Source organism: Micromonospora sp. NPDC049048 (genome assembly GCF_043197615.1).
Classification (GTDB): Bacteria; Actinomycetota; Actinomycetes; order Mycobacteriales; family Micromonosporaceae; genus Micromonospora.
Genome location: NZ_JBICTM010000007.1, coordinates 228135 through 240783 on the forward strand (window position 1 = coordinate 228135; position 12649 = coordinate 240783).

The 12649-nt window shown below is 75.6% G+C and carries 11 protein-coding genes; 6 read left to right on the plus strand and 5 right to left on the minus strand.

From position 1 onward, the window contains the following. Positions 1 to 17: 17 nt before the first annotated feature. A complete protein-coding gene (locus ACGFIG_RS23040; protein ID WP_393006316.1) occupies positions 18 to 2693 on the plus strand; it encodes an ATP-dependent RNA helicase in 2676 nt (891 codons plus the stop codon). A 57-nt stretch (positions 2694 to 2750) separates the two neighbouring features. On the opposite strand, the gene ACGFIG_RS23045 is transcribed toward ACGFIG_RS23040, so the two are convergent. Continuing rightward, on the minus strand, positions 2751 to 3476 hold the full coding sequence (locus ACGFIG_RS23045) for a PP2C family protein-serine/threonine phosphatase (protein WP_393005986.1): 726 nt from the start codon (positions 3474 to 3476) through the stop codon (positions 2751 to 2753). A 227-nt stretch (positions 3477 to 3703) separates the two neighbouring features. Between ACGFIG_RS23045 and ACGFIG_RS23050 the strand changes: the two genes are divergently transcribed. The 4 genes from ACGFIG_RS23050 to ACGFIG_RS23065 all read left to right on the plus strand — a co-directional run bounded on the left by ACGFIG_RS23050 (position 3704) and on the right by ACGFIG_RS23065 (position 8034). Next, positions 3704 to 6316, plus strand: coding sequence for a glycoside hydrolase family 9 protein (locus ACGFIG_RS23050; RefSeq protein WP_393005988.1), 2613 nt, complete (start codon positions 3704 to 3706; stop codon positions 6314 to 6316). Between the two features lie 132 nt (positions 6317 to 6448). Then, positions 6449 to 6979 (plus strand): hypothetical protein, encoded by a 531-nt coding sequence (locus ACGFIG_RS23055; RefSeq protein ID WP_393005990.1) that lies wholly within the window; start codon positions 6449 to 6451, stop codon positions 6977 to 6979. Between the two features lie 101 nt (positions 6980 to 7080). Next, complete coding sequence (locus ACGFIG_RS23060) at positions 7081 to 7341, plus strand: hypothetical protein (protein ID WP_393005992.1); 261 nt, start codon at positions 7081 to 7083, stop codon at positions 7339 to 7341. Between the two features lie 159 nt (positions 7342 to 7500). Next, positions 7501 to 8034, plus strand: a complete 534-nt coding sequence (locus tag ACGFIG_RS23065; protein WP_393005994.1) for a GNAT family N-acetyltransferase — start codon at positions 7501 to 7503, stop codon at positions 8032 to 8034. Positions 8035 to 8065: 31 nt separating this feature from the next. Here ACGFIG_RS23065 and ACGFIG_RS23070 read toward each other — a convergent pair whose 3' ends face one another. The 3 genes from ACGFIG_RS23070 to ACGFIG_RS23080 are packed head-to-tail and all read right to left on the minus strand — an operon-like array spanning position 8066 to position 10776. Next, positions 8066 to 9031 carry a TIGR03885 family FMN-dependent LLM class oxidoreductase gene (locus ACGFIG_RS23070; RefSeq protein WP_393005996.1) on the minus strand — a complete coding sequence of 322 codons (966 nt, stop codon included), beginning with the start codon at positions 9029 to 9031 and terminating at the stop codon, positions 8066 to 8068. A gap of 56 nt (positions 9032 to 9087) precedes the next feature. Beyond that, positions 9088 to 10500: an NADP-dependent succinic semialdehyde dehydrogenase gene (locus ACGFIG_RS23075; RefSeq protein ID WP_393005998.1), complete on the minus strand. Its 1413-nt coding sequence runs from the start codon at positions 10498 to 10500 to the stop codon at positions 9088 to 9090. A 12-nt stretch (positions 10501 to 10512) separates the two neighbouring features. Further along, entirely contained in the window at positions 10513 to 10776 is a 264-nt protein-coding gene (locus ACGFIG_RS23080; RefSeq protein WP_393006000.1) for a DUF6343 family protein, read from the minus strand. Positions 10777 to 10966: 190 nt separating this feature from the next. Between ACGFIG_RS23080 and ACGFIG_RS23085 the strand changes: the two genes are divergently transcribed. Continuing rightward, the gene (locus tag ACGFIG_RS23085) at positions 10967 to 11818 is read left to right on the plus strand and encodes a GDSL-type esterase/lipase family protein (protein ID WP_393006002.1); all 852 of its coding nucleotides are present in this window, start codon (positions 10967 to 10969) and stop codon (positions 11816 to 11818) included. Positions 11819 to 11881: 63 nt separating this feature from the next. Here the strand turns inward: ACGFIG_RS23085 and ACGFIG_RS23090 are convergent, their stop codons facing one another. After that, positions 11882 to 12640 carry an EcsC family protein gene (locus ACGFIG_RS23090; protein ID WP_393006004.1) on the minus strand — a complete coding sequence of 253 codons (759 nt, stop codon included), beginning with the start codon at positions 12638 to 12640 and terminating at the stop codon, positions 11882 to 11884. Positions 12641 to 12649 lie beyond the last annotated feature (9 nt).

The following is a 12649-nucleotide window of genomic DNA, read 5'->3' on the forward strand; positions in this document are numbered from 1 at the left end:
CGGTGCGAGACTGGGCCGTGCTCTCGGACGTGCCCCTCGACCTGCCCGTACGGCCGGTGCTGCCGGAGCTGGTCGCGGCGCTGCGCGGGACCGGCGCCGGGGTGCTGGTCGCCCCGCCGGGGACCGGCAAGACGACCCTCGCCCCACTGGCCGTCGCCGACGAGGTCTCCGGACGCGTGCTGGTCGCCCAGCCACGCCGGGTGGCCGCCCGTGCGGCGGCGCGCCGGATGGCCGCGCTGCTCGGCGAGCCGCTCGGCGAACGGATCGGCTACGCCGTACGCGGCGAGCGCCGCAGCGGGCCCCGGACCCGCGTCGAGGTGGTCACCACCGGGCTCCTGGTACGGCGGCTGCACCGCGATCCCGAGCTGGCCGGCACCGGCGCCGTGCTGCTCGACGAGTGCCACGAGCGGCAGCTCGACGCCGACCTGGCGCTGGCGTTCACCGTGGAGGCCCGGGCCGCGCTGCGTCCCGACCTGTGGCTGCTGGCGATGTCGGCCACCCCGGAGGCGGACCGGTTCGCCGCGCTGCTCGGCGGCGGGGGCGCTCCCGCGCCGATCGTGCGGGCGTCGGCGGCACTGCACCCGGTGACCCGGATCTGGACGCCGCCGTCCCGGCCGGTACCCGCCCCCGGGGCCGGCCCGGTCGACCGGGGCCTGCTCGACCACGTGGCGGCCACGGTGCGCCGGGCGCTGCGCGAGCGCGACGGCGACGTGCTGGTCTTCCTGCCCGGGGCCGGCGAGATCGCCGCCGTCGCCCGCCGGCTGGCCGAGCTGCGCGACACGGTCGCCGTGCTGCCTCTGCACGGCCGGCAGCGCGGCGCCGACCAGGACGCGGCGCTGCGCCCGGCCGACCGGCGACGGGTGGTGCTGGCCACGGCGGTGGCGGAGAGCAGCCTGACGGTGCCGGGCGTCCGCGTGGTGGTGGACGCCGGGCTGTCCCGGGTCGCCCGGATGGACCTGGCCCGCGGCCTGGGCGCGTTGGTCACCGTCACGGTGTCCCGGGCGGCGGCCACGCAGCGGGCCGGCCGCGCCGGCCGGGAGGCGCCCGGACACGTCTACCGCTGCTGGTCGGCGGCCACCCACGAACGGCTGGCCGCGCAACCGGAGCCGGAGATCGCCACCGCCGACCTGACCGGCTTCGCCCTGGAGCTGGCCGCCTGGGGGTCACCGGACGGCACCGGGCTGGCCCTGCCCGACCCGCCCCCGGCGGCGTCGATGGCCGTCGCCCGCGACACCCTCACCACCCTCGGCGCGCTCGACACCGACGGCCGGATCACCGACCGGGGGCGGGCGATCGCCGCCGTCGGGGCACACCCCCGGCTGGCCCGGGCACTGCTCGACGGGGCCGCACGGGTGGGCGCGGACCGGGCGGCGGAGGTCGTGGCGCTGCTCGCCGAGGACACCGTCGCCGGGCCGGGCGACGACCTGACCGCCGCCTGGCGCCGGCTACGCGCGGGCGCGGACCCGGGTGCCACCGCCCGCTGGCGTGCGGAGGTACGCCGGCTGCGCGCCGCCCTGCCCGACGTGCCGACGGGAGGGCCTGACCGCGCCCGCCCGCCCCTCACGTCCGACGCGGCGCAGGGCACCGGCCCGGCGGCACGGCCTGACCAGGGCCGCCCGCCCCTCGGTTCCGACGCGGCGGCGGGAGGCACCGGCCGGGCGCGATCGGCCGGCGACCCCGCGCGGGCCGGCGACGCGGGCCGGGGCCGGTTGACCGACGACCTGGCCGCCGGGCTGCTGGTCGGGCTGGCCCACCCCGAGCGGCTGGCCCGGGTGCGGCGGGCGGGCGGCTCGGCGTACCTGATGAGTGGCGGGACCGCGGCGGAGCTGGCGCCCGGGTCGGGGCTGGCCGGAGCCGACTGGCTGGCGGTCGCGGTGGCGGACCGCTCCCCCGGCGCGCCGACCGCCCGGGTGCGGCTGGCCACCCCGCTCGACGAGGCGACCGCCCGGGAGGCGGGCGGGCCGCTGCTGCGTACCGGGCAGGAGGTCGGCTGGGCCGGCGAGGACGTGGTGGCCAGGGAGGTGGTACGGCTGGGCGCGATCGAACTCGTCGAGCGGCCGTTGGTCCGGCCCGACCCGGAGTTGGTGGCGCAGGCCCTGCTGACCGGCCTGCGGCGTACCGGCCTCGGGTTGCTGCCCTGGACCCCGGCGGCGCGGGCCCTGCGCGAACGGCTGGCGTTCTGCCGGCACGCGCTCGGCGGCGGCTGGCCCGACGTGGGCGACGAGGCGCTGCTCGCCGACGCGCCCGGCTGGTTGGGCCCGGAGCTGGCCCGCGCGCGCCGCCGCGCCGACCTGGCCAGGGTCGACGTGGCCGGGGCGCTGCGCCGGCTGCTGCCGTGGGCGCTGGCGGCCCGGCTGGACGAGGTGGCGCCGGAGCGGATCACGGTGCCGAGCGGGTCGCGGATCCGGCTCGACTACGCCGACCCGGCGGCGCCGGTGCTCGCCGTGAAGCTCCAGGAGACCTTCGGCTGGCGCGACGCGCCGCGCATCGCCGACGGCCGGGTGCCGGTGCTGCTACACCTGCTCTCGCCGGCCGGGCGGCCGGTGGCCGTCACCGCCGACCTGGCGTCGTTCTGGCGGACCGGCTATCCGCAGGTACGGGGGGAGCTGCGCGGTCGCTACCCGCGCCACCCCTGGCCGGAGGACCCGACCACGGCCCCGCCGACCCGGCACGCCACGCCACGCCGCCGCTGAGCGGGCCCGCTGCGTCGCTCCCGACGGCGACCGACGGCCGCCCCTGGGACGCCCCGCTCACTCCTCCAGGACGTCGGCGACGACCACCGTGACGTTGTCCGGCCCGCCGGCGCGCAGCGCCAGGTCGATCAGCCGGCGGGCGCAGTCGGCGCGGTCGGGGTGCTCGGCGAGCACCTCGGCGAGGGTGTCCGGGCGGACCACGTTGGACAGCCCGTCGCTGCACAGCAGCCAGCGGTCGCCGGGCCACGGCACCATCGTCGCGTACGCCGGGGAGACCTCCTCGCCCTGCAACGCCTGTGTCACCACCGCCCGGCGGGGGTGGCTGCTGGCCTGGTCGGGGGTGATCACCCCCTGGTCGACGAGCAGCTGCACGAACGTGTCGTCGCGGGTGATCTGCTTGAGCACGCCTTCGCGGAACAGGTAGGCGCGGGAATCGCCGACGTGGGCGAGGGCCAGGCAGCTGCCCGTACGGGCGAAGAGCAGGGCGGTCAGGGTGGTGCCCATGCCCTGCCGCTCCGGATCCTCGGTGACCGCCTGGCGGATCCGCGCGGTGGCCAGCTCGATGCCGCTCTGCAGTGCGGCCACCAGCGCGTGCTCCGGTGTCTCCACGTCCAGCGGAGCGACCGCCTCGATGGCGATCGCGCTGGCCAGGTCGCCGGCCGCCATCCCGCCCATGCCGTCGGCGACGGCGACGAGCCAGGTGCCGGCGTGCACGGCGTCCTGGTTGCCACTGCGGATCAGCCCACGGTCGCTCGTTCCCACGGAACGCAGCTTCAGGGTCATGGGTGGCAGCCTGCCAGGCGAAGGGCTCGGTTGTCTCTAGTTGATCGACACCTCGGCGAGTCGCGCGGTGAATCTCACTGTCCCCCGGGTCCGTACGGCGGCGCGAAACCATCCAGCCGGATCGATTGACACGGTGCCGGGGGCACTGGAACCATCGACACGGTCTGGGAGCGCTCCCAGATGTGTCGACCTTCCCGTCCCCCGCACGTCGTCCGGAAGGAACACCCGTGACGCCATCCCGCCGTCGCCTCGCGCTGCTCGCGACCGCGACCACCCTCGCCCTGACCGCCACCGCCGCCGGCGCGGCCCACGCCGAACCGCCCCCCGACGCCCCGGAACAGATCGACAACGGCGACTTCAGCGCCGGCGTGTCCCCCTGGTTCTCCTACGGCACCGGCCCGCTCGGGGTCACCGACGGCCGGCTCTGCACCACCGTGCCCGGCGGCCTGGCCAACCCGTGGGACGCCGGCATCGGCCAGGACGGCGTGCCGCTGGTCGCCGGGGCCGAGTACACCCTCGGCTTCGACGTCTCCGCCACCCCCGGCACCGCCGTCAAGGCCGTCCTGCAACTCGGCACCGCCCCCTACACCACGTACGCCAGCGTCGACGCCAGCGCCGGCGGCACCGCCCAGCGCTTCGAGAAGACGTTCACGGTCGCCGAGGGCAACCCGGCCGCCCAACTGATCTTCCAGGTGGGCGGCAGCGCGGCCGAGCAGACCGTCTGCCTCGACGACGTCTCGCTGCGCGGCGGCGACCCGCCCGAGCCGTACGTGCCCGACACCGGGCCACGGGTGCGGGTCAACCAGGTCGGCTACCTGCCCGGCGGGCCGAAGAACGCCACCGTGGTGACGACGGCGACCGAGGCCCTGCCCTGGCAGCTCAAGTCGGCCGCCGGCGCGGTCCTGGCCAGCGGCACCACCACCCCGCGCGGCGTCGACGCCGCCTCCGGGCAGAACGTGCAGACCCTTGACTTCTCGACGTACCGGACGCCGGGAGCGGGGCTCACCCTGACCGTCGACGGGGAGACCAGCCACCCGTTCGACATCTCGGGCACCCTCTACGACCGGCTGCGCGCCGACGCCCTCCAGTTCTTCTACGCCCAGCGCAGCGGCATCGCCATCGACGGCGACCTGATCGGCGCGGAGTACGCCCGCCCGGCCGGGCACCTCGACGTGGCGCCCAACCAGGGCGACACCTCCGTGCCCTGCCAGCCGGGGGTCTGCGACTACTCCCTCGACGTGCGCGGCGGCTGGTACGACGCCGGCGACCACGGCAAGTACGTCGTCAACGGCGGCATCGCCACCTACCAGCTGCTGAACACCTTCGAGCGCACCAGGACCGCCGCCACGGCCGGGCACGGCGCGGCCCTCGGCGACAGCACGCTGCGGGTGCCCGAGCGCGGCAACGGCGTGCCGGACGTCCTCGACGAGGCCCGCTGGGAGCTGGAGTTCCTGCTGCGCATGCAGGTGCCGGCCGGCAAGCCGCTCGCCGGGATGGCCCACCACAAGATCCACGACCGGAACTGGACCGGGCTGCCGCTCGCCCCGCACGACGACCCCGAGCTGCGCGAGCTGCACCCGCCGTCCACCGCCGCCACGCTCAACCTGGCCGCCGTCGCCGCCCAGTGCGCGCGGCTGTTCGCCCCCTACGACGCGGCCTTCGCGAAGCGCTGCGGCACGGCGGCGAAGACGGCCTACGCCGCCGCGAAGGCCAACCCGACGCGGTACGCCAGCCCCGCCGACAGCACCGGCGGCGGCGCGTACGACGACACGAACGTCACCGACGAGTTCTACTGGGCCGCCGCCGAGCTCTACCTGAGCACCGGGGAGCAGCCGTACCTGGCGGACCTGACCGCCTCGCCGCACCACACCGGCAACGTGTTCGACCCGCGCGGCTTCGGCTGGCAGGGCGTCGCCGCCCTGGGCCGGCTCGACCTGGCCACCGTGCCGAACGGGCTGCCGGCCGCCGACCTGGCCCGCGTCCGCGCCTCGGTCACCGCCGCCGCCGACGCCCACCTCGCCGAGGCGGCCCGGCAGGCGTACGGGCTGCCGATGCCCGGCGACCCGGACAGCTACTTCTGGGGCGGCAACAGCAACATCATCAACAACGCGGTCGTACTGGCCACCGCCTTCGACCTGACCCGGGACGCGAAGTACCGCGACGGCGCGGTGCGGGCGATGGACTACATCCTCGGGCGCAACGCGCTGAACATCTCGTACGTGACCGGGTGGGGCGAGCACGCCGCCGAGAACCAGCACAGCCGGATCTTCGGCCACCAACTCGACCCGGACCTGCCGAAGCCGCCCGCCGGCTCGCTGGCCGGCGGCCCCAACGCCGCCCTCCAGGACCCGTTCGCCGCCAAGCTGCTCGCCGGCTGCAAGCCGATGTTCTGCTACGTCGACGACATCAACTCGTACGCGACCAACGAGGTGGCCATCAACTGGAACTCGGCGCTGGCCTGGCTCGCCTCGTTCCTGGCCGACCAGGGTGACTCGGCGGCCGTACCGGCGCCGACCTGCGCGGCCACGTACACCAACTACGGCGCCTGGCAGGGCGGCGCCGGGTTCACCGCCCAGGTGACCATCCGCAACACCGGCGCCAGCGCCGTCGACGGCTGGACGGCCCGCTTCGCCTTCACCGGCGACCAGCAGGTACGCGAGGCGTGGCTGGCCAAGGTGACCCAGGCGGGGGCCACGGTCACCGCGAAGAACGAGTCGTACAACGCCCGGATCGCCCCCGGCGGCACGGTCACGTTCGGCCTCAACGCGCTGACCGGTGGCGGCGCCAACCCGGCACCCGGTCTGATCACCGTCAACGGCGCGGCCTGCACGCTCTCCTGACCGCGACGCCCAGCCGGGATACGCCGGGACGTGGTGGCCTCCGCACCAGGGAGGCCACCACGCCGGACGGCCGGGCGCGCGACCTGGGTTAAGAACTCGCCGGAGGCCGTGGACTGCCCTACGGTACGGCGCATGCCCAGCCATCCCCTGTCCCACGCGCACCGGCCGGTGTGGCTGCTGGACGTCGACGGCGTCGTCAACGCCGACCGGCCCGGCTGGAGCGCACCGCCACGCCGCAGCACGGTGTGGTCGGACACCGACCAGGTGTCGTACCGGATCCGCTGGGCGCCCGCGCTGCTCGACCGGATCCGGTGCCTGCACGTGGGCGGTGCGGTCGAGGTGCGCTGGTGCAGCACCTGGTGCCCGGACGCGCACCGGCTGGAACGGCTGTGGCGGCTGCCGCCGCTGGCGTCCGCGCTCGACGCCGACCCGATGCCGCGCGGCGCGGACTGTTGGCCGCTGAAGCGCGCCGCCGCGGCCCGGGTGCTCGCCGAGGGGCGGCGGTTGGTCTGGACCGATGACGAGGCGATCCCGGGTCCCGGGACGGTACGCGACGGGCTGTGCCGGGAGGGGCGCGCGCTGCTGATCGCACCGCGCTCCCGGCAGGGCCTCCAGCCGGCCGACCTCGATCTGATCGAGTCCTTCGCCGCTGCCCCGGCGTGACACCGCCGTCGATGCCGCTGGCGCAGCCCCGGAGCCGGGCGCTGCCCTGAGCACGCCTGGACCGGCTGGCTGCCTGGCGGAGCCTGCCTACCATCACCACCATGGATGCGACGGGGTGGATCCCGGTCGGGATCGTGGTGGCGGCCGTCGCCGTCACCCTAGTCGTACTGCCGCTGCGGAGGCGGCGGGCGTCGCCGCCCGACGGGCGGGACGCGGCGTTGAGGGCGGCGCGCAAGGCCATCCGGGAGTCCCGCCGGGACGGCCGGCGCCGTGGGCGGGGCAGCATCCGCGGCGAGGGGTACGGCGGGGATCCCAGCACGATGGGCACCGCCAGCTCCGGCGACTCGGGCGGGGGGCCGTGACGTCCTGGCGCGGCTGGCGCCCGGAGCGGTGAGTCCTCCACGACATCGGCTCGACAGCACGAGCACGGAGGAGCGCCCTCCGGCTGGGCGGCGTCGAGGGGCCGACGTCCGGTCCGGCCTGCTCGCGCAGGCGTGCGTCGCTGTAGCAGCATGTCCGTCATGACCGACCAGCGAAGCCGGGGTCTGCGTCCCGGGGACCCCACCGACGCGCCCGCCGTGCTGCGGCTGCTCGACGACGCCACCGCCTGGCTGGTGGCGCGGGGGCGCACCGGCCAGTGGGGCACCGGACCGGCCTCGACCGACCCGCGACGGATCGCGCAGGCGGAGGCCTGGGCGACCGGCGGCGGGCTGTGGTTGGCGACGCTCGCCGAGCGTCCCGTCGGCGCGCTGGTGGTGGGGGCGGCCACCGAGTACGTGCCGCCCGCCACCGAACCCGAGCTGTACGTGAACCTGCTGGTCACCGACCGGGCGCACGCCGGCACGGGCATCGGTGGCCGGCTGCTGGCACACGCGGCGGAGCTGGCCCGGGAGCGCGGGCTCGGTCTGCTGCGGGTGGACTGCTACGCGGGCGGCGACGGCGCGCTGGTCCGGTGGTACGAGCGGCAGGGGTTCACGGCCACCGACCCGTTCACGGTCGAACGCCCGGGGCGCGACCCGTGGCCCGGGCAGGTGCTCGTGCGCCGCCTGCCCTGAGCCGGGTCGCTCCGATCCGGGCCGGGACCGCTCAGCCGGCGCTGCGCAGCTTCGGCAGCACCTCGGCGCCGAACGTGTCGATGAAGTCCCGCTGCTCCTGCCCGACGTGGTGCAGGGCGATCTGGTCGAAGCCCAGCTCCAGGTACTCCTCCAGCCAGCCGACGTGCCGGCCGAGATCGGCGGAGACGTTGACGACCTCGTGGACCTTCTCCATCGGCACGTCCTGCGAGACGACGTCGAAGTGCTCCGGGGTCTCCAGGTCCCAGCAGACCGGCGGGGCGAAGACGTTGCTGCGCCACTGTTCGTACGCGAGCCGCTCGGCCTCGGCCTGCTCCGGCGCCCAGCTCACGTGCACCTGGAGGTGCAGCGGCCCGCGCCCGCCGGCGTCCCGGTACGCGTCGATCATCTGCCGCAGGTGCGCGGTCGGGGCGTTCACGGTGATCAGACCGTCCGCCCACTCGGCGCACCAGCGGGCGGTCGCCACGCTGACCGCCGCCCCGATGAGCGCCGGCGGCTGCTCCGGCCGGGTCCACAGCTTCGCCCGGTCCACCCGCACCAGGCCGTCGTGGCTGACCTCCTCGCCGGCCAGCAGCGCGCGGATGACGTCCACGCACTCGCGCAGCCGGGCGGCGCGGACGTCCTTGCGCGGCCAGGCATCGCCGGTGATGTGCTCGTTGCTCGCCTCGCCGGTGCCCAGCGCGGCCCAGAACCGGCCGGGGTACATCGCCCCCAGGGTGCCGATCGCCTGAGCGATGATCGCCGGGTGGTAGCGCTGCCCGGGGGCGTTGACCACCCCGAAGGGCAGGTTGGTCGCCTGGAGCGCGGCCCCCAGCCAGGACCAGGCGAAACCGGACTGGCCCTGCCGCTCGCTCCAGGGCGCGAAGTGGTCCGAGGACATGGCGGCGTCGAAGCCGGCCCGCTCGGCGTGGATCACCGCCTCCAGCAGGGCGCGGGGATGGATCTGCTCGTGGGACGCGTGGAAGCCGAACACCGTCATGGCGTCACTCCGTACCCAGCGCGGGCTCCGGCTACGCCGACGGCCCGGACGCGGGGCTACTCGGCGTGCGCCCCGGCCCCGGCCGACGCGGCCCCGTCGCCCACCCAGACGGTCTTGGTGTTGCAGAACTCCCGCATGCCGAGCGCGGACAGTTCGCGGCCGTAGCCGGAGTTCTTCACCCCGCCGAAGGGCAGTTCGGGGTACGACGTGGTCATTCCGTTGACGAAGACGTTCCCGGCGTCCAGGTCGGTGGCGAAGCGCTCCTGCTCCTGCGGGTCACGGGTCCAGGCGTTGGAGCCCAGGCCGAAGGAGGTGCCGTTGGCCACCTCGACCGCCTCCTCGTACGACGACACCCGGTAGAGGCCCGCGACGGGCCCGAAGACCTCCTCGGACCACATCCGCATCTCCGGCCTCAGGTCGGTCACCACGGTCGGTGGGTAGAACCAGCCGGGGCCGGCGGGCGGCTCGCCGCCGCAGAGCACGGTGGCGCCCCGGTCGACGGCGTCGCGTACCTGGGCGTGGATCTCGTCGCGCCCGCCCTCGCTGGCCAGCGGGCCGACGTCGGTGTCGGGGTCCATCGGGTCGCCGACCCGCAGGGCCGACATCCGCGCGGCGAACTTCTCGGCGAAGGCGTCGAAGGCGTCGGCGTGCACGATGAACCGCTTGGCGGCGATGCAGGACTGGCCGTTGTTCTGGCAGCGGGCCGTGGTGGCGACCTCGGCGGCCCGGTCCAGGTCCGCCGACGGCATCACCACGAACGGGTCGCTGCCGCCGAGTTCCAGCACGGTCTTCTTCAGCTCCCGGCCGGCGATCTGGGCGATCGAGCGGCCGGCGCGCTCGCTGCCGGTCAGCGTCGCCGCGCGTACCCGGGGGTCGCTGAGCACCCGGTCGACCTCGGCGGAGCCGACGAGCAGGGTGGTGAACGCCCCCTCCGGGAAGCCGGCGCGCCGGAACAGGTCCTCCAGCAGCAGCGCGGTCTGCGGCACGTTGGAGGCGTGCTTGAGCAGACCGGTGTTGCCGGCCATCAGGGCCGGCGCGGCGAAGCGCAGCACCTGCCACAGGGGGAAGTTCCACGGCATCACGGCGAGCACGGGCCCGATCGGCTGGTAGCGGATGAAGGCCCGGGTGGCGTTGACCGCCTGCGCGTCGGCGGGCTCGTCGGCGAGGAAGTCGGCCGCCTTCGCCGCGTAGAAGCGGCAGGCGGCGGCGCACTTGGTGACCTCCGCTCTGGCCGAGGCGTACGTCTTGCCCATCTCGGTGGTCATCAGCCGGGCGGTGTCGTCGCGCTCGGCCTCCAGCAGGTCCGCCACCGCGTTCAGCCAGCGTCCGCGCTGCTCGACGGTGGTGCCGCGCAGCTGGCGGTACGCCAGGTCGGCCCGCTCGATCGCGGCGTCGATCTGCTCCGACGACATCGGATCGTAGGTCTTGAGCGTCTGTCCCGTGGCGGGATTGGTGGTCGCGATGGGCATCTCGTACTCCTGTCACTCGAAGAGTGAGTGGCGGGCTCCCGGCTCCTCCCGGCGGCGGGCGGCGCGGCGGCGCTGGATGATGATCAGGTCGACCACGGCGATCACCGCGAAGACCACGCAGAGGACACCCAGCCACACCAGGTCGGCGTTGAACGCCAGCACGGCGAAGACGGTCATGGTCACCAGGCCGAACCCGGCGAGCAGGAGCCGCAGGTTGAGCGCGCTGTACGCGTGGCCGACCGTGCCACGGGCACGCCGGGGCTGCGATCTCGTCATTGCACCGACCTACCCCCGATCGTCCCGCTTAACCCGCCCCGGTCCGGGGCGCGCGGGCCGCTGACCCGCTAGCACGCCGACTCGCGTCGCAGAAGTGCTCTGCCGCATAGCCGACAGCGGCACGCGGCCCAGCCGCGACCGCGCCTAGAGTTACCGCGCTGTCGCTCTCCGCTGCGGGACTGGGGATGATATGCCTCGACGCTGGGTCACCGTGGCCGCCTGCCTGCTGGCGCTGGTCGCACTCGCCTGCGAGGGCAGCGGGGAGACCGGTTCCCGCCCGCCCCGGGAGACGCCGTCGCCCGGCGCGCCCGGCGGCATCGCGGCTCTCGGCGACTCGATCAGCACCGGCTTCGGCTCCTGCCTGGCGCTCGTCTCGTGCGAGCGCAACTCGTGGTCCACCGGCGACGGGCTGCGCGTCGACAGCTTCTACCGGCGGCTGCTGGATCGGAAGCCGGCGATCCGGGGCCGGGCGTACAACCACGCCAGCCCCGGGGCCCGCGCGGCGGCGCTGGAGGGGCAGGCCCAGCGGGCGGTACGCGACCGCGTCGACCACGTCACCGTGCTGATCGGCGCCAACGACGTGTGCCGGGGCGGCATCGAGGCGATGACCCCGGTCAAGCAGTTCCGCGCCGAGGTGGACCGCGGACTGCGGGTGCTGCGGCAGGGCCGGCCGAAGGCCCGGGTGCTGGTGGTGAGCGTGCCGAACCTGCACCGGCTCTGGGAGGTCGGGCACACCGACGCGCGGGCCGTACGGGCCTGGCGGCGCGGTGTCTGCCCGGCGCTGCTGGCCAACCCCACCTCGACGGATCCGCTGGACCGGGCCCGCCGGGCGGCCGTACGGGAGCGGATCGCCGACTACAACGCCCAACTCGCCGCCGCGTGCAGGGCGTACGGCTCACGCTGCCGGTACGACGGCGGGGCGGTGCACCGGGTGCGGTTCGACCTGGAGCTGGTCAACCCGCTGGACTGGTTCCATCCCAACGCCGCGGGGCAGGACCGCCTGGCCGAGGTGGCGTGGCGCGCCTCGGGCCTCGGTTCCTGACCGCGGCCGGCCGCACCGGCCCTTGACGGACCGGGCGGCGGGGTCGGCGTCCGGTGGCCCGGGTCAGGGCCGGCGGGGTGCGGGGAGGGCGGGCCCGGCCTGCTGGCGGTAGAGGGCGCGGGAACGCACGGCGAGGTCCTTGGTGGCCGACGAGTTGGCCCAGGTGCCGAGGACGATCGCCGCGCCGGGCACCACCTTGGCGAAGATCCGCTTGGCCGCGCGCACCCCGGCCATCTGGGCCAGTCGTACGCCGAGGCGCAGCATCACCCTGCCCAGCGGGTTCTGCCCGCCGCTGCCGAAGAGGGCCCCGGCGCGCTCCCGGCCGGCGGCCACCCCGAGCGCGAGCCGCGCGCTCTCGGCGACCTTGTGCACCTTCTGCAACACCAGCAGGTCGGTGGCCCGGTCGCCGTGCAGCGGGTCGACGCCGTACGCGGCGGCGATGTGCAGCACCATCCGGGCCTGGGTCCAGGCCAGCACGCCGACGTCGATCACGGCTCCGGGCAGCCCGGCGGCGCCCGAGACCGCCCCGGAGAGCCGGGCGTGGTTGACGAACTTGCGTACGGCCTGTTCCGCCAGTGCGTCGGCGGAGGCCCCGGGCTGCTCGGCCCGGACCCGCGCCGCCCACTGCGCCGCCTCCGGCCCCAGCCGGCGTACGGCCTCCAGGGCGAGGTGCTCCGGGGCGTACTGCGGGTCCTCCCGCATCCGGTCCCAGAGCTTCAGCGGCGGCGCCTCGGGGGCGTCCTGCGTGGGTGCCGGAACCACGGCCGGCGGCTGCGGTCCTCCGGCGACGGACTGGTCGTCGGCGGGCGCGGGATCGGTCACTGGGTCTCC